The 18,764-nt window shown below is 74.5% G+C and carries 17 protein-coding genes; 11 read left to right on the forward strand and 6 right to left on the reverse strand.

Translation table 11 applies throughout. The features are described 5' to 3' along the window. Window positions 1-146 precede the first annotated feature (146 nt). The gene (locus K1J57_RS08300) at window positions 147-1,130 is read left to right on the forward strand and encodes a TetR/AcrR family transcriptional regulator C-terminal domain-containing protein (RefSeq protein WP_220563868.1); all 984 of its coding nucleotides are present in this window, start codon (window positions 147-149) and stop codon (window positions 1,128-1,130) included. A 22-nt stretch (window positions 1,131-1,152) separates the two neighbouring features. Here the strand turns inward: K1J57_RS08300 and K1J57_RS08305 are convergent, their stop codons facing one another. After that, window positions 1,153-1,590: a DoxX family protein gene (locus tag K1J57_RS08305; RefSeq protein WP_220563869.1), complete on the reverse strand. Its 438-nt coding sequence runs from the start codon at window positions 1,588-1,590 to the stop codon at window positions 1,153-1,155. Window positions 1,591-1,708: 118 nt separating this feature from the next. Here K1J57_RS08305 and K1J57_RS08310 point away from each other — a divergent pair, with 118 nt between their 5' ends. The 7 genes from K1J57_RS08310 to K1J57_RS08340 all read left to right on the forward strand — a co-directional run bounded on the left by K1J57_RS08310 (window position 1,709) and on the right by K1J57_RS08340 (window position 9,338). After that, entirely contained in the window at window positions 1,709-2,266 is a 558-nt protein-coding gene (locus K1J57_RS08310) for a TetR/AcrR family transcriptional regulator (RefSeq protein WP_220563870.1), read from the forward strand. A 323-nt stretch (window positions 2,267-2,589) separates the two neighbouring features. Further along, the gene (locus K1J57_RS08315) at window positions 2,590-3,198 is read left to right on the forward strand and encodes a hypothetical protein (protein ID WP_220563871.1); all 609 of its coding nucleotides are present in this window, start codon (window positions 2,590-2,592) and stop codon (window positions 3,196-3,198) included. Further along, window positions 3,195-3,815: a hypothetical protein gene (locus K1J57_RS08320; RefSeq protein ID WP_220563872.1), complete on the forward strand. Its 621-nt coding sequence runs from the start codon at window positions 3,195-3,197 to the stop codon at window positions 3,813-3,815. The genes K1J57_RS08315 and K1J57_RS08320 overlap by 4 nt, the downstream gene beginning before the upstream one ends. Before the next feature lie 56 nt (window positions 3,816-3,871). Continuing rightward, the gene (locus K1J57_RS08325) at window positions 3,872-4,468 is read left to right on the forward strand and encodes a hypothetical protein (protein WP_220563873.1); all 597 of its coding nucleotides are present in this window, start codon (window positions 3,872-3,874) and stop codon (window positions 4,466-4,468) included. After that, entirely contained in the window at window positions 4,465-5,400 is a 936-nt protein-coding gene (locus tag K1J57_RS08330) for a hypothetical protein (RefSeq protein WP_220563874.1), read from the forward strand. Before K1J57_RS08325 ends, K1J57_RS08330 begins: the two co-directional genes overlap by 4 nt. Window positions 5,401-5,598: 198 nt before the next feature. Continuing rightward, window positions 5,599-7,575, forward strand: coding sequence for an ABC transporter ATP-binding protein (locus K1J57_RS08335; protein WP_220563875.1), 1,977 nt, complete (start codon window positions 5,599-5,601; stop codon window positions 7,573-7,575). 74 nt (window positions 7,576-7,649) lie between these two features. Then, window positions 7,650-9,338, forward strand: coding sequence for an ABC transporter ATP-binding protein (locus K1J57_RS08340; protein ID WP_255647136.1), 1,689 nt, complete (start codon window positions 7,650-7,652; stop codon window positions 9,336-9,338). A 78-nt stretch (window positions 9,339-9,416) separates the two neighbouring features. Here K1J57_RS08340 and K1J57_RS08345 read toward each other — a convergent pair whose 3' ends face one another. Then, window positions 9,417-10,268 (reverse strand): HD domain-containing protein, encoded by an 852-nt coding sequence (locus K1J57_RS08345; RefSeq protein WP_255646910.1) that lies wholly within the window; start codon window positions 10,266-10,268, stop codon window positions 9,417-9,419. On the opposite strand from K1J57_RS08345, the gene K1J57_RS08350 reads away from it, so the two are divergent. Beyond that, window positions 10,170-10,769, forward strand: a complete 600-nt coding sequence (locus K1J57_RS08350; RefSeq protein WP_220563877.1) for a DNA-3-methyladenine glycosylase I — start codon at window positions 10,170-10,172, stop codon at window positions 10,767-10,769. The genes K1J57_RS08345 and K1J57_RS08350 overlap by 99 nt on opposite strands. 543 nt (window positions 10,770-11,312) lie before the next feature. Here K1J57_RS08350 and K1J57_RS08355 read toward each other — a convergent pair. Continuing rightward, complete coding sequence (locus tag K1J57_RS08355; protein ID WP_220563878.1) at window positions 11,313-12,911, reverse strand: ABC-F family ATP-binding cassette domain-containing protein; 1,599 nt, start codon at window positions 12,909-12,911, stop codon at window positions 11,313-11,315. A 163-nt stretch (window positions 12,912-13,074) separates the two neighbouring features. Here K1J57_RS08355 and K1J57_RS08360 point away from each other — a divergent pair, with 163 nt between their 5' ends. Continuing rightward, window positions 13,075-13,695, forward strand: a complete 621-nt coding sequence (locus K1J57_RS08360) for a TetR/AcrR family transcriptional regulator (protein WP_220563879.1) — start codon at window positions 13,075-13,077, stop codon at window positions 13,693-13,695. 280 nt (window positions 13,696-13,975) lie between these two features. Further along, window positions 13,976-14,686, forward strand: coding sequence for a class I SAM-dependent methyltransferase (locus K1J57_RS08365; RefSeq protein ID WP_220563880.1), 711 nt, complete (start codon window positions 13,976-13,978; stop codon window positions 14,684-14,686). 99 nt (window positions 14,687-14,785) lie between these two features. Here the strand turns inward: K1J57_RS08365 and eda are convergent, their stop codons facing one another. The 3 genes from eda to zwf are packed head-to-tail and all read right to left on the reverse strand — an operon-like array spanning window position 14,786 to window position 18,740. Then, window positions 14,786-15,418, reverse strand: a complete 633-nt coding sequence (gene eda / locus K1J57_RS08370; protein ID WP_220563881.1) for a bifunctional 4-hydroxy-2-oxoglutarate aldolase/2-dehydro-3-deoxy-phosphogluconate aldolase — start codon at window positions 15,416-15,418, stop codon at window positions 14,786-14,788. Window positions 15,419-15,444: 26 nt separating this feature from the next. Continuing rightward, a complete protein-coding gene (gene edd / locus K1J57_RS08375) occupies window positions 15,445-17,268 on the reverse strand; it encodes a phosphogluconate dehydratase (RefSeq protein ID WP_220563882.1) in 1,824 nt (607 codons plus the stop codon). Continuing rightward, entirely contained in the window at window positions 17,265-18,740 is a 1,476-nt protein-coding gene (gene zwf / locus K1J57_RS08380) for a glucose-6-phosphate dehydrogenase (RefSeq protein ID WP_220563883.1), read from the reverse strand. Before zwf ends, edd begins: the two co-directional genes overlap by 4 nt. Window positions 18,741-18,764 lie beyond the last annotated feature (24 nt).

The following is an 18,764-nucleotide window of genomic DNA, read 5'->3' on the forward strand; positions in this document are numbered from 1 at the left end:
GCGCACGCCACGACGCTATCCGGGAGCCCTGGAAAAGCCTTAGGGAAAACCGTTCAGAGCGGCGTTCCGGCCGGGAGAAGTGCACTAGTACTACGGGAGTGGACTAGTACACTCGCCCTGTACCGAACCGAGGATCGGAGTGCCCCGTGCCGTCGTCGCAGCCGCCGCCCGCCCCGCCCTACCGGCAGATCGCCGAGGAGATACGCTCCTGGATCACGACGGGCGCCCTGCGCCCCGGCGACCGGGCGCCCTCGGTGCGGCAGATCGCCCAGCGGTGGGGCGTCGCGATCGCGACGGCGACCAGGGTGACGGCGGTCCTGCGCGACGAGGGGCTGGTGGAGTCGCGGGTCGGCTCCGGGACGGTGGTCACCGGCCGGGGTGTACGCGCGGGAACCGCCGGGGCGGTCGCGCCGGCCCCGGTCGCGGCCGCGCGGCGGCCCGGGGTGGCCCCTCCCCCGCTGAACAGGAGGAACGTTCTGCGGACCGCCATCGCCATCGCCGACGTCGAGGGCATCGACGCGGTGTCGATGCGGCGGCTGGCCTCCGAACTGGGCGTCGGGCCGATGTCGCTCTACCGGCACGTGGCGAACAAGGACGAACTCGTGCGGCTGATGGCCGACCAGGCCTTCGGCGAGGTCGAGCCGCCCGAGCCGGGGCCGCCGGGGTGGCGGGCCAAGCTGGAGCTGAGCGCCCGCGAGCAGTGGCGCCTGTGCCACCGGCACCTCTGGCTGGCCCGGGCCGTCTCGTTCACCCGCCCGTCGATGGCGCCCGCCATGATGGCGCACACCGAATGGGTGCTGCGGGCGCTCGACGGGCTCGGGCTGTCCGAGGTGACGCGGTTCCACGAGGCCGTCACGCTGCACTCCCTGGTCCTCGGCTTCGGCGCGTCCCTGGCGGACGAGGCCGAGGCGGAGCAGAGCACCGGTGTCACCCTCGACGGGTGGTGGCGGGCCGAGCGGCCGCGCTCCGAGGAGGTCCTCGGCGACGGGCGGTTCCCCCTGCTGGCGCAGGTCCCGAGGCTGACCCCGTCGGACCTCGAGGAGCTGTTCGAGTACGGCCTGGCCCGCCACCTCGACGGGCTCGCCGTCCTGGTGGAGCGGCAGGCCGGGCACGGGGACGCGCGGCCCTGACGGCCCCGGGGAGCGGGCGGGCTCACACGGCGGCGAGCACGGCCGCGGAGACGAAGACGGCCTGTTCGATCGTGCGGGGCAGCAGCGGGGTGGCGGGCTTCCCGGCCAGGGTCACGCCGCGGCGGGCCGCGGAGACGTTGGCCGGGAACATGGCGAGCATCAGCAGGGCGAGGCCGGCCGCCGCGAACGGGGCCGTCGGCGGGTACAGCAGCGCGGCCGCTCCCGCGAGTTCCAGTACGCCGGTGACCGTGACCAGCAGGTACGGGAACGGGAGCGCCGGAGGGATCATCTCGGCGAAGTCGCGGCGCCAGGACGGCAGGAAGTGCACCACGCCGGTGAGGACGAACATCAGTGCCAGCCCGCCCCGGAGAGAGGTCTGCCAGTCGAGCGCCTCCACACCCGCCAGGCCCAGGAGCCACAGGAGCGCGGTGCCGCCGACGAGAGCGATGAGGGGTGCCATGCGGAGTCTCCGATCCTTGGATCTTGTCAGTGACTAGATTGCGCCACGGCTTGAATCTTGTCAATGGAAAGATAGGCTGGCTCCGCTATGGCCACTCGGGAACAGGAAGGCGGGACGGATGGCCGGCCGGCCCTACCATCACGGCGACCTGCGGCGCGCCGTCATCGACGCCGCACTGGAGGCGACCCGGGAGTCCGGCCCGGCCGGGTGGAGCCTGCGCGAGCTGGCCCGCCGCGCGGGCGTCTCGCACGCCGCCCCCGCCCACCACTTCGGCGACAAGGCCGGGGTACTCACCGCCGTGGCCGCCGAGGGGTTCGCGCTGTTCGCCGACGCCCTGGAGGCCGCGGCGTCCCAGGGCCCCCGGGAGGCCGGCCTGGCCTACATCCGCTTCGCCCTCGCGCACCGCGCGCACTTCGAGGTGATGTTCCGCCCCGAGCTGTACCGGCTCGACGACCCCGGACTGCTGGCCGCGCGCGAACGTGCCGGAGCCGTGCTGGCCGCCAGCGGCGGCACGCTGGCCGCCGACGCCGCCCGGGCCAGGGCGACCACCATCGGCGCCTGGGCGTTCGCGCACGGGTTCGCCGAGCTGTGGCTCAGCGGGTCCCTCCCCGAGAGCGCCGACGGGGACCCGGAGGAGGTCGCCCGCCCGGTCATCGAGGTGCTGTTCGGCCGGTAGCGGCGGGGCCCGGGTGTGTGGAGGGGCGGCGCCGGGGCGCGGGGAGATAGGGCGAGAGGCGGCAGGGCGCGGAGCTTGTTTACCGGGTCAACCGGAAATAGGGATTCGGAGATCAGTGCTTTGATCACGGGTTTCGGTCGACCCGGTGGACCGGAACCGAATTCCCACCGCGGATTCCGTAGAATGGCGTCGAGGCGGTGCGGCCCGACCGCCCTCATCCCCCACTCCGGGCCTGGAGGGACGTCCTCTTGCCACATCCCCCGACGGCTCCGGACACGCTCACCGCCCCCGAGTCGTATGAGAAGTGGTACGGCCGACGGTTGATGGTCCTCTACTATCTGCTCGGGGCGCACGCGTCGGCCGTGGCCCTGCATTTCGCGGCGAAGCTCCACTACGGCGCCGTGGAGACACTCGAACGCCTCGGTCGTTCGATGCCGGGGTGGGAGGCGGCGCAGGCCGTCGAGGCGGTGACCGGGTACCTCGTGCTCCCCCTGTCCCTGGCAGTGGGCTTGATCTTCTTCTTGGTGCCTTGGCTGAAGCCGCAGGACCTGCCCGCGTGGGTGAGCGCGGCGCACTTCCGCGCCGCCGTGGCCCGGATCCGGAGCGGGGTGGTGGGCGGGGACCCGGCGACCGACCACGTGGCCCGGATCGCCTGCGAATACCTGATCCGCCGGAGCTCCCTCGAGCCGAAGATCCTGTTGCCCCTACAGACCTTCTCCCTCGGCTTCTGGTGCCTCCTGTGCGGCTCCGGCCTGGCGATGAGCGCCGCGGAGGGCGACCTGTTCCTGGTGCTCCTCCAGGCCGGATCGCTCCTCTCCTTCGTGGGCCTGCACGCCGCGCCGTGGCGGCTGGCGCTGCTGCGCTACAGGGCGCTGGAGTACCGGGAACTCCACGAGGCACTGCTGTGGCGTCTCCACGGGGCGGTCCGGTGAGCGGCGTTCCGCCCCGGCCCCTGCCCGGGCACCTGTTCCCGCTGCCGGTGCAGTGGTACGCCCAGGACCACCCGCGCGTGTACGGCGCGGTCCTCGGGGCGGCCCTGGGCTCCGTGCTCCTGCTGCCCCTGGTGTTCGCGCTGGCCGACGAGCGGTTCGGGATCCCCGCACCGGTACTGGCGGCGATCGGGTTCCTGCTCACCGGGCTGGTCACCGCCCTCGGTGTGTGGAGCGCGGAACGGGACGTGCGGGGGGCGACCGTCGACGGGGACCGGGAGAGGTTCCGGGAGGCACAGCGCCTGGTCCGCGAGGGGCGGCCGGGTGGGGACGCGGAAACCGACCGGATGGCGGGACGGTACGCGCGGCTGGTCACGGCGTCGCCGCTGGGGCACCCCGTACAGGCCGCGGCCCTCGCGGGCCTGCTCGCGATCGCCATCCTCACGGCGGCCCTGCACATCGCCGACGGCCGGTACCCCCTCGCCGTGCCCTACGCGATCACGGCCGCCGCTGCCGCTCTGTACCTGACCGTGGGGATGCCGCTGATCGAGCACCGCAAGAAGCGGGCCCGGTCCCTGCTCTCCCTCATCGACCCCGCGCTCCCCGAGGAGGGCCCTTGACCCACCCCCGCCCCCCAGCCCCCTCCGAGCCGGACGCCCCGGCCGGAGGAAGGAGTATGCGGGCTCTGTGGATCGGCTCGGGCCTGTTCGGGATCGCCATGGGGCTGGTCTTCTTCGTGATGTTCTCCGTCATGGAGGCGGGGACGCCACCCGACCAACGGATACCGACGGTGTGGAAGGCGGTGCTCTGCACGGCCTTGGCTCTGGCGGGCGGAACCGCGTTCGGCCTGCTGATGCAGCGGGCCGTACAGCGGATGTCGCCCCTTCCCCGGGGCGCGACCATGGCGACACGGCGGGCGGCCGCCCAGGTGATACGGAGGCGGCGGCTCACCGGGGACCCCCTGGTGGACGAGACCGCCCGGATCGTGGCGCGGAACTCCCTGCGGCGGTCTCCGTGGTCGGCGCTGTACTCCCCCATGATCGTTTTCCTGATCGGATTCACGGCGAACGCCTGGTCCGTCCTCGAGCGGTTTCCGTGGCCGGAGGGGATCCTCGCCGTTCCGTGGATCAACCTCTTCGGTTTCGCCTTCTTTCTGTTCCTGTTGACCGCGACCCCGCCGCTGACGGCACGGGAACGGAAAGCCGCTCTTGCCTTCCTGAACACCCTGGACGAGGCCGGGAGAACCGGATCAGGGCCCGAGGGGGACCGGTGAACCGCGCGGACGTCGTCGCCGTGCGCTGGGCGGCCGCGGCGGCCTTCGGGGTGGTGCTCGCCCTGTGTGTGCTGCTGGCTCTGCTGCTGTGGTCACTGAACAGGACGACGCAGGCCGGGGTCCCCTCCGCCGGCATGGCGCTGGGGACCGCCGCCATGATCGGCCTGCTCGGCGGCGGGTGCCTCGGAGTGGCGATGTCCTGGGCGAAGTGGGAGCCGGCCCCCGGCCGGTCCGCGCTCCTGCGGGAGTCCGCGCCGGCCCGGGACGCGTACGGCGCGGTGTCCCGGCCCACGGCCACGGCCGCGCCCTCGTCCTGGGAACGGGCGGCGGGTCATATCTCCTGGGTCGGCGGAGCCGTGCTGGGGCTCTTCTCGGCCCCCGTCCTCTTCCTCCCCCTGTTCGCCTTCTGGTCGGTGCTCCCGTCACCACACGCGAACACGGGTCCGGCCGGCGCCCTGCTGTCCGCCCTCCTCGTGAGCGGCGTGCTGGGAACACTTTTCGGCCTGGGGCTGTGGTCCCTCCTGACTGCACGCCAAGCACCGTTACGACCGTTTTCACCGCCCGGTTCGCCGGCGGTGCAACGGCGGGCCGCGCGGGCGGTGCGCCAGGGGAATCCCACCGGGAATCCGACGATCGACCTGGCGGCCCGGGACATCGCGCTGCAGATGGTGAAGGAGCGGGGACCGTTCCCGGTCTTCCTGCTCAGCCTCCTGGGACCGTTCCTGTTCCTGCTCCCCGGGAGCACGCGGGCGTTCCAGGAGGACGGGTTCACGCTGCACTTCCTTGCGCCGGTGGGCTTGCTGGTGTTCTTGGTGCTCATGGGGATCGCGTGCACGGTGCTCGTGGCGGAGCATCGGAAACAGGCGTCCAGGTTCCTGGAGCTGTTCCAAGGAAATGCGGCCCGGGACGGGTATCGGACACCCTTCCCGTAAAAGGGGACCTCGTGGCGGGGCGTGAATTCCGGCCAGGGGCGGTCGGGAAGAGCGGAGGTGCGCCCGCCACCGTGACCGGGGTTTTCCACAGGAATCCGGGGTGCCTTCCGGCGGGCCGGGAGTGCTGCTTGTATGGGGGAAAGCCCGGAACGAGGTGCGCCTGTGGCGGAGACCGACATCCGATCCACCCGACCGCCCATGACCGGTCCTCCCGGCCGGTCCTCTCTCCCGAAGCGCTCCCGCCCGCCCCTGGCGCGGGTGGGCGTCCCCGACACCCGGGGACCGGTGCGGTTCCTGTGGTGGCTGGTGCGGGCACAGCCCGGACGGGTCGCGCTCGGCTCCTTCTGGGGCATCGTGTGGATGGTCGGCCTGCTGGTCCCGCCCTACCTCCTCTCCCGGGCCGTGGACGAAGGGCTGCGGGCCGGGGACCGGGCGGCGCTGCTGGGCTGGACCGGGGTGTTCGCCGGGGTCCTGGTGTTCACCGCGCTCGCCTCGATCCTGCGGCACCGGACCATGGCGATGGTCCGGGCGCACGCCTCCCTGCACTGCACGCGGGTGCTGGCCCGGCACGCCGCCCGGGTGGGGGCGCCGCTGTCGCGGGGCACCTCCTCCGGGGATCTCTCGGTGGTGCAGTCCGCGGACGCGGGCCGCATCTCGCAGATCCTCACCCTGTTCGGCCCGGGGGTCGGCAGCGTGCTGGGCTGTGCCGGAGCGGTGGTGATCCTGTGGGGGTTCGCCCCGGTCCTGGCGGTGGTGGTGCTCCTGGGGCTGCCGGTGACGGCACTGGTGATGGCCCCGCTGCTGCGGCGGATGCACGACCGACAGAACACCTACCGGGACCGGGAGGGCGAGGTCACCGCCCTGGCGGCCGACATCGTGGCGGGGCTGCGGGTGCTGTGCGGGATCGGCGGCAGGGAGAGGTTCGCGCGGCGGTACCGCGAGCGCTCGGGCGACCTGGTGCGCGACGGGTACCGGCTGGGGTCGGTGACCAGCTGGTTCGAGGAGGTCGGGCAGTGCGCCCCGCTGGTGTTCACCGCCGTGGTCACCTGGTTCGCGGCCCGGCTGGCGGTGTCCGGGGAGCTCACCGTGGGCGAGACGGTGGCGGTGTACGGGTACGTGGCGGTGCTGGCGGTCCCGGTGTTCCAGCTGGTGGAGGTGGCGACCGACTTCAGCAGGGGGCACGTGTCGCTGACACGGCTGCTGGCGCTGCTGCGGACGGTGCCGGACCGGTACGGAAGCGGGGAGGCGCCACCACCGCCGGGGCCGGGTGAGCTGGCCGACCCGGAGTCGGGGGTGCGGGTGCCCCCGGGGGCGATGACCGCCCTGGTGGGCGCGGACCCGGCCGCGTCGGCCCTGGTGGCGGACCGGCTGGGCGGATATGTCGACTCGGCGGTCACCTGGGGCGGGATGCCGCTGCGGGAGGTCGACCCGACGGTGGTGCGCGAGCGGATCCTGGTCTCCGACAACGACGTGCACCTGTTCGCCGGGACCCTGCGGGAGGTCGTGGACGTGCACGGTGAGCGGGACGAGGTGGAGGTCGACCTGGCGCTGCACACCGCGGCCGCCACGGACGTGGCGGAGGCGCTGCCGGACGGGCTCGACTCGGCGGTGGAGGCGCAGGGGCGCGATCTGTCGGGCGGGCAGCGGCAGCGGGTGCGGCTGGCCCGCGCGGTGCTGGCCGACCCCGAGGTGCTGATCCTGGTGGAGCCCACCTCTGCGGTGGACGCGCACACCGAGGCCGTGGTCGCGGAGCGGCTGCGCGCCGAACGGCGCGGCGGGACCACGCTGGTCGTCACCGCCTCGCCGCTGGTGGCGGACCGCGCCGACCGGGTGCTGTTCCTGGACGGCGGCCGGGTGGTCGCGGAGGGCACCCACGCGGAGCTGGTGGCGGAGTGCGCCGGCTACCGGTCCCTGGTCCTGCGCGGCGCCGACGAGGAGGACGGCGCGCAGGCCGTACGGCGCACTGCGGCCCCGCCGGGGCCGGCACGCGGCGCCGGTGGGGGTGCCGCGGAAGAACCCGGGGCCGAGGGCCCGGCGCCACCGGTGGGGCGGCGCCGGACGGGTGCCGGGCCACGGACGCCGGGATGTCCGGCGGGCCCGGCCGGGAGCGGCGCCCCGGAGCGGGCGGACGGCGACGGGCCGGGACGGCTCCCGGACGGGGAGGAGGGGCGGTGAGCACGGCGGGAACGGACCCGGCCGCGCTGCCGGTGGCGGGGCGCGGGACGGTGCGGCGGGAGCTGCGGCGGCTCATGGAGGCCGAGCGCGGCCCGCTGCTGCGGATGGTGCTGCTCACCTGTGCCGCCGCGACGGTCGGGCTGGTCGCGCCCTACCTGGTGGGGCGGATCGTGGACCTGCTGGAGGCGGGCACCGCGACGGTGTCGGCGGTGGACGGGCTGGCGGCCGCCGCGGTGGCGTGCGCTCTGGCGGGCCTGGTGCTCAACCGGTACGCCAGGCTGAGCGCGTTCCGGTTCGGCGAACGGGCGCTGGCCCGGCTGCGCGAGGAGTTCGTGGAGCGGGTGCTGGCGCTGCCCACGCGTGTGGTGGAGCGGTCCGGCACCGGCGACCTCACCACGCGGGTGACGGCGGACGTCGCCACCGCCGGGGCGACGCTGCGGACGGCGGTGCCCGACATCGTGCCGTCGTCGCTGCGCATCCTGTTCCTGCTCGCGGCCGTGTTCTGGCTCAGCCCCCTGATGGGGGCGGCGGTGCTGCTGGGGGTGCCCCCGGCCTGGCTGGCGGTGCGCTGGTACCTGCGCCGGTCCCGGGAGGCGTACCTGGCGGAGGGCGCGGCCGGTTCCGCGGCGGTGGAGGGGGTGACGGCGACCGTGCGGGGCGGCCGCACCGTGGAGGCGTTCGCGCTGGGCGGGCGGCGGGTCGCGGCGGCCGACCACGATGCGGTGGAGGTGTACCGGGCCCGGCGGCGCACCCTGTACCTGAGATCGGTGCTGTACCCGGTCACGGACATCGCGTTCTCGCTGCCCGCGGTGGTGGTGCTGCTGGTGGGCGGGCTGCTGTACCTGGACGACCGGGTGGCGCTCGGAGTGGTGGTCACCTGCTGCCTGTACATGCTGCGGGTCCAGGAGAGCGCCGCGTGGATCATGATCTGGATCGAGCTGCTCCAGCGCAGCGGGGCGTCGTTCGCCCGGGTGTTCGGGGTGGGCGAGGCGGCCGCCGGGCCGCCACCGCCGGGACCGACGCCGAAGGACGACCTCATCGAGGTCCGCGACGTCCACTACGCCTATGTGGACGGGCGGGACGTGCTGCGCGGGGTCACGCTGAGGGTGCGGCCGGGTGAGCGGTGGGCGATCGTGGGCCCCTCGGGCGCGGGCAAGAGCACGCTGGGCCGGCTGCTGGCGGGGGTGGACGCGCCGCGTTCGGGCCTGGTGCTGGTGGGCGGGGTGCCGGTCGCGGCCCTGGGGCCGCGAGAACTGCGCGAGCGGATCGTGCTGGTGAGCCAGGAGCACCACGTGTTCACGGGAACACTGCGGGAGAACCTGGCCATCGCCGCGGAGGAGGCGGACGACGCCGCGCTGGCGGCGGCGCTGGAGACGGTGGACGCCGACTGGGCGGCGGTGCTGCCGCGAGGGCTGGACACACCACTGGGCCCGGGCGGGGTCGCGCTGGACCCCGCCCGGGCGCAGCAGGTGGCACTGGCGCGGGTGGTGCTGGCCGACCCGCACACGGTGGTCCTGGACGAGGCGACCTCGCTGCTGGACCCGACCACGGCCCGGCAGGCGGAACGCTCGCTGGCGGCGGTGCTGGAGGGGCGGACGGTGATCGCGATCGCGCACCGGCTGCACACCGCGCACGACGCCGACCGGATCGCGGTGGTGGAGGACGGGCGGATCACCGAACTGGGGACGCACGACGAGCTCGTCAACGCCGACGGCCCCTACGCGGCCCTGTGGCGGTCCTGGCACGGCGACCGGACGGCGTGAGGCGGGGCGGGCGGCACAGGGCGGGGCGGTCCCGCGGCGATGCCCACCCGCACGTGGTGGGGCCGGGTCCGGTGGCGGTCACGGCATTCCTCCCGGACGGGGGGTGAGGGGGTGGGAGTTCTGGTAGGCGAGACGCCGGTCGGCGTCGTCGGCCAGCGCGGTGAGGTGGTCGTCCAGGGAGGCGAACACCTCCCAGGCGGCGAGGTCCGCGGCCCCGCCGATCCGGCGGGCGACCAGGGTCTCGAGGTCGCCGACGCGGGCTCCCTTCCACACCTTGTCGGCGAGTGTGACGAGGAGGTCCTCCAGGGTGCGGTCCTCGGCCTCCCAGTCGCCGTGGGTGGCGCAGAAGCGGGCGAGTTCCTCGGGTACGCCTCGGTCGAGGAGGAGGCGCCGCCCGGCCGCCTCGTGCCGACGCCCGGGGCCGGTGAGCTCCTCGGGGTGGACGGTCTTGCCGATGTCGTGCACGGCGGCGCCGAAGAGCACGGCGTCGGAATCCACCGGCAGGTCGCGGTGCTCCGCCAGGAGCCGGTCGAGGAGGGCGGCCGCGGTGTCGTGGACCAGGAGGCAGTGGGCGTACAGCCGGGCCGGGGCGCGGAGCTCGTCGAACAGCTCTTCCGCGCGGGCGGGGAGGGGACGTGGAATGATGGCGGACCCCTTTCCGGGTCGGGACCACGGTCGGAGTACCTTGACATCGAGATATTCGGACCCTATCCGCGGCCCGACCGACCCGCAAGGGGTCCCCGCCGCGGCGAACGGCCGGGGCCGCGGTCGGCAGGGGGACCCCGGCCCGCGGGCACGGCCGGCCCGCCGCCCCACGACGTAGGAGCACCCATGACCGACCGGCGCTGCGCCTGGGCGCGCAACGCGTCCGAGCTGATGACCGCCTACCACGACCGGGAGTGGGGCCGCCCGTCGCGGGACGACGCCCACCTGTTCGAGATGCTGGTGCTGGAAGGCGCGCAGGCGGGGCTCTCCTGGGCGACGGTGCTCAACAAGCGCGCGAACTACCGCGCGCTGCTGGACGGGTTCGACTACACCAGGATCGCCGCCTACGACGAGGAGCGCGAGAAGGAGCTGCTGGCCGAGCCCGGCATCATCCGCAACCGCCTCAAGATCGCCTCGCTGGCCCGCAACGCCCGGGCGTTCCTGCGGGTGCGCGAGGAGTACGGCACCTTCGCCGACTACCTGTGGTCCTGGACCGACGGCGTGCCATTGGTCAACCACTTCACAGAACCCGCTGAGGTCCCGGCGAGCACGCCGCTGTCGGACCGGGTGAGCAAGGACCTGAAGAAGCGCGGGTTCTCGTTCGTGGGCACCACCATCGTCTACTCCTACCTCCAGTCCACGGGGGTCGTCGAGGACCACCTGGTGGACTGCCCCGCCAAACCGAAGGAGACCGCCGGAGCCGAAGGGGACCTGCCGGGCCGGTAAGGCACCACCGCGGCCGACCACGTGTGCCCCGCCCCGGGCCGTGGCCGCCGCCGGAGACCCGGGCCCCGTATCGGACAGCCCATGACCGGCACCCGGCGGCCACCGCTGGGCCGCAAAGCCGTGCAGCCGGACGAAGGTGCCGTCTGCGGAAGCCGCCCTGTGGCGGACCGCGCCCTGCCGGTCGCCCGGAGGCGTCACCGGACCGAACCCGTGCCGCCGGGCAGGGCGCCAGCGCCGACCGCATGTGCCCCACGTCCCGGGCCGCCGCCGGAGGCACGAGCCCGGCGCCGGACAGCCCATGACTGTCGCCCGACAGCCACCGTCGGCGGGACCCGGGCCCGCGCCGCGCAGCCCAGGAGCGGTGCCCGGAGGGCACCGTTGACGGAGACCCGGACCCCGCGCTGGGCCGCCCATGACCGGCGCAGCCGGGGCCTGCGGCCATGCCCGGGGCGGCGCGGCTCCGGGCGGGACGCGCGTTCCGGGCGCCCTGGGATCCGGGATCCGGTGCCCGGGGCACCGGCCCCGCTCCGGGGCGGGGCGGGGTCACACGGGTTCCTCCCAGAGGGGGCGGCCGCGGCGGACCTCCCAGCGGCGGGTCACCCCGATCTCGCGCAGGAACACCGGGTCGTGCCCGGCCACCAGCAGTGCTCCCCGGTAGCCGACCAGCGCCTCGGTGAGCCGCAGCCTGCTGTCGAGGTCCAGGTGATTGGTGGGCTCGTCCAGGACGAGCAGCCGGGGCGGCCGCTCGGCCAGCAGCACGCGGGCCAGCGCCACCCGGAACCGCTCACCGCCGGAGAGCCCGCCGACCCGCTGGTCCACCCGCTCGCCGCGGAGGAGGAAGCGCGCCAGCCCGGCCCGGATCCGCTGCGGATCGGTGCCCGGCGCCGCGTCGCGCACGTTGTCGAGCACGCTGCGGTCGTCGTCCAGCACGTCCAGCCGCTGCGGCAGGTACCCGACCCGGTCCACCACGTGGACGACCTCCGCCCCGGGGTGCTCCCCCAGGCCGACGACGGCCCGCAGCAGCGTGGTCTTGCCCGCCCCGTTCGGACCGGTCAGCGCCACCCGTTCGGGGCCGCGCAACACCAGCCTCCGGTCCCCGCCGGTGCGCAGCTCCAGCACGTCCTGTCCGGCGGGGACCTCGGTGCCGGGCAGGTCGACGCGGATGACGGCGTCGTCCCGGACGGCCGCCTCGGCCCGGACCAGCTGCTCCCCCGCCTCGGCCAGCTTCTCCTCGTGCATGATGCGGTGCTTGCCCGCGGCCACCTGCGCCTCGCGCTTGCGCTGGTTCATGATGACCTTGGGTTCGCGCTTGGTCTCGGTCTTCTTGTTCCCGAACCGCACCCGCCGGGCCAGCTTGACGTGGGCCTCGGCGAGCTGGCGCTTCTCCCGGCGCAGGTCGGCCTCGGCCGCGCGGACCGTCCGCCGGGCGGCCTCCTGCTCCGCGGCGAGCTGTTCGGCGTAGGCCGTGTAGTTGCCGCCCCAGGTGCGCAGTTCCCCGTCCCGCAGCTCGGCGATCCGGTCGACGTGCTCCAGCAGCTCGCGGTCGTGGTCGGCGACCACCAGCACACCGGGCCAGGAGTCGACGGCGGCGAACAGCCGCTCCCGGGCCCGCCGGTCGAGGCTGTCCGTGGGCTCGTCGAGCAGGGTGACGGCGGGTCGGCGCAGCGCGATCCCGGCCAGCCCGACCAGGACGGCCTCGCCCCCGGAGAGGGTGCCGACGGTCCGGTCCAGCGGGTCCGGGCCGTCGAGGTCGACACCGAACCGGGTGAGCCGGGCCAGCGCGCGCTCCTCGATGTCCCAGTCGGACCCGATGGCGTCGAAGTGCGCCTGGTCGGTCTCCCCCCGTTCCACGGCGCGCAGGGCGGCGCGGACCGGCTCGATGCCCAGCAGCCCGGCGACGGTGCGCCCGGTGTCCAGGGTGATCCGCTGGTCGAGGTACCCGATGTCGCCGTCCACGGCGAGGGTGCCCGACGCGGGGGCGAGCCGTCCGGCGATGAGGCGCAGCAGCGTGGACTTGCCGCTGCCGTTGCGGCCGATCAGCCCGGTGCGCCCGGGGCCGAAGCAGGCGTCCAGGCCGGAGAAGACGGACGCGCCGTCGGGCCAGGCGAACGCCAGGCCGGCGGCGACGACGGTGTGGGACATGCGGACCTCCCGGAGGTGGGGAACGGGGAACGGACGGCGGAACGCGATACGCGTGCGACGAGGCCCATCGGGATCCCTCCTCCTTCAGAAGGTCATTGGTGCAACTCTTGTTGCGTTAAGGATGATGGCACACCGGGCGGGCAAATGCAACTACAGTTGCGTTATGACTTCGACTCCGGAACCCCCGGGCAGCGCGCGCCCGGGCGGGCGCACCGCGCGCAACACCGCCGCCGTCCTGCGGGCCACCCTCGACGAGCTGGGCGAACACGGCTACGCCGGGCTGACCGTCGACCGCGTCGCCGTCCGCTCGGGTGTGCACAAGGCCACCGTCTACCGCCGCTGGGGCGGGGTGGACGGGCTGCTGGCCGCCGCCCTGGAGTGGTCGGCCCGCGAGCACGACTGGGCGCCCACACGCACCGGCACGCTCGAAGGCGACCTACTGGCCCTGGCCGAGGACGTGCGCCACGGCTTCACCGACGCCCCGGAGGGGGCGGTGTCGGCGGCCTCGATCGCCGCCGCCCTCGCCTCTCCCGTGGCCGCCGAGGCGCTGCGGGCCTTCATGGCCGACCGGCACGAACGCTCCGCGGCCGTGGTCGCCGAGGCCGTCGAACGCGGCGAGGTGCCCGAGGGCACCGACGCGGTGGAGGTCGTCCGCTGCGCCGTCGCCCCCGTCTACCACCGGCTCCTCGTCGGCCGTGAACCCGTCTCCGACGTGGACCTGCGCCGCGCCGCCCGCATCGCCGCCGACGCCGCCCGCGCCGGGGCCTTCGTCAGCCGGGACTGACCCCGCCCGAAGGCGGGGCCTTCGCCGCCCGCGACCGGGCGGGCCCTCGCCCGCGGGGAGGGCCCCGGTGGGCCCCGCGCCCGCGAGGAACGGCCCGCCGACAGCGCCGCCCCGCCGGCCCCGGCCCCCGGCCGAACCGCCCGCGGACCGTGGACCTCCCCGACCGTGGGGCATACGCACGGAATCGCCGGGAGAATGGGGCGCGGCGCCGCGGAGCGGCTCCGTTGGATACTGGTGAGCGCGCCCGGACCGGGCGCCGGGGAACGACGAGGGGGCCGCCATGGGGGATGCCGCGATCGACCTGTCGCTGATCGGTGACCTGTACCGGAAGTACCGCGATCCGCTGGCGGAGGTGAGAAAGGCCCAGCGCGAGTTCCTGTGGGAGACCCGGGGGCGGATGACCCCGCAGCTGGACGACCTCGAGGCCGAGATCACCTACCTGCTGCTGCGGGAGACCCGGCCCGAGACGGTCATGGAGCTGGGCACCTTCCACGGCTGGTCCACCACCTGGATCCTGTCGGCCCTGCGCGACAACGGGACCGGGACCCTGCACTCGTTCGACATCGTCGACAACGTGCTGTCCAACGTCCCGGCGTCCCTGTCCGAGGGGCGCTGGCACTTCCACCGGGGGGACGTGCGCAGGAACCTCGGCGAGGTCCCCGAGGGCATCGGCTACCTCTTCGTGGACGCCGCCCACAACGCCCGGTTCGCGCGCTGGTACCTGGCCGAGCTGTTCCCGCGGGTCGCCCCGGGCACCCCGGTCAGCGTCCACGACGTGTTCCACGGCAGGCGGGCACTGCCCCTGACGGAGGGCGCGGTCGTGCTGGCGTGGCTGCGGCGCAAGGCCGCGGAGTACCTGACCGTCTCCCGCAAGCGGGCGCCCGCCCCGTACACGGCGCTGCTGGAGCTGCGCGAGGACCTGGGCCTGGCCGAGCCCGTGCGCGACAGCACGGACAACCCGATGATCTTCTTCCGCATGCCCGAGCACTGAGTCCGTTGCCCGGCACCCGGGCACGGGTCCGCCGGCGCCCGGTACGCCGAACGCCCGCACCGCGGTCGCGGTGCGGGCGTTCGTCCTCAGAGCGTGTCCTCAGAGCGCCGCGGCCTCCCGGGCCAGGCCGGTGATCCGGTCCAAGTCCCCGGCGGCGACCGCGTCGGCCGGGGTCAGCCAGCTGCCGCCCACGCAGCCCACGTTGGGCAGCGCGAGGTAGTCCGGGGCGGACGCGGGCGTGATGCCGCCGGTCGGGCAGAAGCGCACCCCCGGCAGCGGGCCCGACAGGGACTTCAGAAAAGCGGCGCCGCCCGCGGCCTCGGCCGGGAAGAACTTCAGCTCGGAGACGCCCCGCTCCAGCATCGCCAGCGCCTCCGAGACCGTGGACACACCGGGCAGGAACGGCAGCCCGGTGTCGGCCATGGCGGCGGCCAGGGTGTCGGTGGCGCCGGGGCTGACCAGGAACCGGGCACCCGCCTCGGCGGCGGCCCCGGCCAGCTCGGGGGTGGTCACGGTGCCCGCGCCCACCACGGCCTCGGGGACCTCGGCGGCGATCCGCTCGATGGCGCCGAGGGCGGCGGGCGTGCGCAGCGTCACCTCGATGCCGGGCAGGCCGCCCGCCACCAGGGCGCGGGCCAGCGGCACGGCCGCCTCGGCGTCGTGCAGGACGACCACCGGCATCACCGGGGCCAGGGCGAGGATGTCGCCGCCCGTACGGGGCGTCGTCGTCATGGGGAGGTTCTCCTGTTCGATCGCGGTCAGTGGCCGAAGACCCCGGCGCCGGCCTCGGCGGGCCCGACGGCCGCGCGCATGGCGGCGAACAGCTCCCGTCCGGTGCCCTTGGAGGAGTCGACGCTCGGCCGGGCGGGCTCGCGTCCGGCCAGGTCGGCGAGGACCTCCAGTGTGCCCGCGCGGGCGTCCAGGCGGATGACGTCGCCGTCGCGGACGTAGGCGAGCGGGCCGCCGGCCTCGGCCTCCGGGGACACGTGGATGGCGGCGGGCACCTTGCCCGAGGCGCCCGACATGCGGCCGTCGGTCACCAGGGCGACCTTCTGGCCGCGGTCCTGGAGCACCGCCAGCGGCGGGGTGAGCTTGTGCAGTTCGGGCATGCCGTTGGCGCGCGGGCCCTGGAAGCGGACCACCGCGACGAAGTCGCCGGTCAGCTCCCCGGCGGTGAACGCGGCCTGCAGTTCGGCCTGGTCGGCGAAGACCCGGGCGGGCGCCTCGACCACGTGCCGGGAGGCGTCCACCGCGGACACCTTGATGACGGCGCGGCCGAGGTTGCCGTCGAGCATCCGCAGGCCGCCGTCGGGGGCGAAGGGGTCGTCGGCGCCGCGCAGCACCGAGGTGTCGCCGCTCTCCTTGGGGCCGTCCACCCAGCTCAGCGTGCCGTCGTCGAGCCTGGGGACCTGGCGGTAGGCGCTCAGGCCGCGGCCCATGACGGTGTGCACGTCCTCGTGCAGCAGCCCGGCGTCGAGCAGGGAGCCGATGAGGAAGGCCATCCCGCCCGCCTCGTGGAAGGCGTTCACGTCGGCGGCGCCGTTGGGGTACATGCGGGTGAGCAGGGGCACGACCTCCGACAGGGCGGCGAAGTCGTCCCAGGTCAGCTCGATGCCCGCGGCGCGGGCGATCGCCACCAGGTGCAGGGTGTGGTTGGTGGAGCCGCCGGTGGCCAGCAGGGCGACGACGGCGTTGACGACGGCGCGCTCGTCGATCTGCTCGCCCAGCGGGACGGGCGAGTCGCCCAGTGCGGTGTTGGCCAGGACGCGGCGTCCGACCTCGGCGGTGAGCGCCTCCCGCAGCTCCGTGCCCGGCTGCTCGAAGCTGGCGCCGGGCAGGTGCAGGCCCATGACCTCCATGAGCATCTGGTTGGAGTTGGCGGTGCCGTAGAACGTGCAGGTGCCCGGCGAGTGGTAGGCGGCCGACTCGGCCTGGAGCAGCTCGCGCCGGTCGGCCTTGCCCTCCGCGAAGCGCTGGCGCACCCGCGCCTTCTCCTTGTTGGGCAGGCCCGAGGGCATCGGCCCGGCCGGGACGAACGCCACCGGCAGGTGGCCGAACGACAGGGAGCCGATGAGCAGGCCCGGCACGATCTTGTCGCAGACGCCCAGCATCAGGGCGCCGTCGAACATGTCGTGGGAGAGCGCCACGGCGGTGGCCATGGCGATGACGTCCCGGCTGAACAGGGACAGCTCCATCCCCGCCCGGCCCTGGGTGACGCCGTCGCACATGGCGGGCACCCCGCCCGCGAACTGGGCGACGCCGCCCGCCTCGCCGACGGCGGCCTTGATGATCGCCGGGTAGGCCTCCAGCGGCTGGTGCGCCGAGAGCATGTCGTTGTAGGAGGAGACGATCGCCAGGTTGGGGGTGACGTCCCCGGCCAGGGCGAGCTTGTCGGAGACCCCGCACGCGGCGAACCCGTGGGCGAGGTTGGCGCAGCCCAGGGCCGTGCGGGCGGGCCGGGCCGGGTCCGCCGCCGAGCGGATCCCGTCCAGGTACGCGGCGCGGGACCGGGCGCTGCGCTCGGCGAGACGGCCGGTGACCTCGGCGACGACGGGGTGGACTGCGGGGATGTGCGCGGTCATCGGGGTTGCTCCTCTTCGTACCACGTGCGGCCGGTGCGGCCGATGAGCCGGTCGGCGCCCGCGGGGCCGGCGCTCCCGGCCGGATAGGTCTCGGGGACGAGGTCCAGGTCGGCCCAGGCGGCGATGACGGGGTCCGTCCAGCGCCAGGCCGCCTCGACCTCGTCGCGGCGCATGAACAGGGTGGAGTCTCCGGCCAGCACGTCCATGAGCAGCCGCTCGTAGGCCTCGGGCGAGCGGGTGGAGAACGTGTCCGCGAAACTCAGCTCCAGCGGAACCGGACGCAGCCGCAGCGCGCCCGCGCCGGGGGCCTTGGCCAGCATGGTGAGGTGGATGCCCTCGTCCGGCTGGAGGCGGATGACGAGGCTGCCGCCGCCGGTGGCGGCGCCGGGGAAGATGGTGTGCGGGACGTCGCGGAAGCGCACCACGATCTCGGAGCGGGCCCGGTCCATGCGCTTGCCGGTGCGCAGGTAGAAGGGCACGCCCGCCCAGCGCCAGTTGGCGATCTCGGCGCGCAGGGCGACGTAGGTCTCGGTGGTGCTGTCGGCGGGGCCGCCCGGCTCCTCCAGGTAGCCGAGGACCTCCGTGCCCTGGACGTCGCCCCGGCCGTAGCGGCCGCGCACGGTGTCCTCGCGCACGTGTTCGCCGGTGAGGGGTTTGAGCGCCTGGAGGACCTTGAGCTTCTCGTCGCGCACGGCCTCGCGGTCGTAGCTGGCGGGGGGCTCCATGGCGGTCAGGCACAGCAGCTGGAGCAGGTGGTTCTGGACCATGTCGCGCATGGCCCCGGCGGTGTCGTAGTAGCCCTTGCGGCCGCCGACGCCGACGGTCTCGGCGGCGGTGATCTGCACGTGGTCGATCCACCGGGAGTTCCACAGCGGTTCGAGGAAGACGTTGGCGAAGCGCAGCACCAGGAGGTTCTGCACCGTCTCCTTCCCGAGGTAGTGGTCGATCCGGTAGGTCTGCTCCTCGGTGAAGATCTCCCCGACCTCGGCGTTGACGGCCCGCGCCGAGGCGAGGTCGCGGCCCAGGGGCTTCTCCATCACGACCCGGGAGTCCGGGGTGACCAGCCCGGCGTCGGCCAGTCCGCGGCAGATGGCGCCGGAGATCATCGGCGGGACGGCGAGGTAGAAGACGCGGTCGCGCCCGGGGTCCAGTGCTGCGGCCAGGTCCGCCCAGCCGGCGGGGTCGCCGCCGACGTCCACGGTGATGTGGGAGAGGCGGTCGAGGAAGCGGCGCAGCACACCGGGTTCGGGGACCCGGACGGCGTGGTGGCCCTGGACCGCGGCTTCGGCCTTGCCGCGCAGGTCGGCGTCGGTGAGGCCGTCGCGGGAGACGGCGATGACGCGGGTACGCGGGTCGAGGTGTCCGTCGCGGTCCAGCAGGTAGAGGGAGGGCAGGAGTTTGCGCATGGACAGGTCGCCGGTGCCCCCGAAGACCACCAGGTCGGTGGGGCGGGGCGCGGACTGCTGCGGCATGTCGGAGTGCTCCAGCGTGCGAGG

This window comes from Nocardiopsis sp. MT53, assembly GCF_019598965.1.
GTDB lineage: Bacteria > Actinomycetota > Actinomycetes > Streptosporangiales > Streptosporangiaceae > Nocardiopsis > Nocardiopsis changdeensis.

Bases quoted from the DNA above. Each gene is read 5' to 3' on its own strand.
- K1J57_RS08305 (WP_220563869.1), bottom strand. From the start codon at position 1,590: ATGGCACCCCTCATCGCTCTCGTCGGCGGCACCGCGCTCCTGTGGCTC.
- K1J57_RS08310 (WP_220563870.1), top strand. From the start codon at position 1,709: ATGGCCGGCCGGCCCTACCATCACGGCGACCTGCGGCGCGCCGTCATC.
- K1J57_RS08315 (WP_220563871.1), top strand. From the start codon at position 2,590: ATGGTCCTCTACTATCTGCTCGGGGCGCACGCGTCGGCCGTGGCCCTG.
- K1J57_RS08325 (WP_220563873.1), top strand. From the start codon at position 3,872: ATGCGGGCTCTGTGGATCGGCTCGGGCCTGTTCGGGATCGCCATGGGG.
- K1J57_RS08335 (WP_220563875.1), top strand. From the start codon at position 5,599: ATGACCGGTCCTCCCGGCCGGTCCTCTCTCCCGAAGCGCTCCCGCCCG.
- K1J57_RS08340 (WP_255647136.1), top strand. From the start codon at position 7,650: ATGGAGGCCGAGCGCGGCCCGCTGCTGCGGATGGTGCTGCTCACCTGT.
- K1J57_RS08350 (WP_220563877.1), top strand. From the start codon at position 10,170: ATGACCGACCGGCGCTGCGCCTGGGCGCGCAACGCGTCCGAGCTGATG.
- K1J57_RS08355 (WP_220563878.1), bottom strand. From the start codon at position 12,911: ATGTCCCACACCGTCGTCGCCGCCGGCCTGGCGTTCGCCTGGCCCGAC.
- K1J57_RS08360 (WP_220563879.1), top strand. From the start codon at position 13,075: ATGACTTCGACTCCGGAACCCCCGGGCAGCGCGCGCCCGGGCGGGCGC.
- K1J57_RS08365 (WP_220563880.1), top strand. From the start codon at position 13,976: ATGGGGGATGCCGCGATCGACCTGTCGCTGATCGGTGACCTGTACCGG.
- eda (WP_220563881.1), bottom strand. From the start codon at position 15,418: ATGACGACGACGCCCCGTACGGGCGGCGACATCCTCGCCCTGGCCCCG.
- edd (WP_220563882.1), bottom strand. From the start codon at position 17,268: ATGACCGCGCACATCCCCGCAGTCCACCCCGTCGTCGCCGAGGTCACC.
- zwf (WP_220563883.1), bottom strand. From the start codon at position 18,740: ATGCCGCAGCAGTCCGCGCCCCGCCCCACCGACCTGGTGGTCTTCGGG.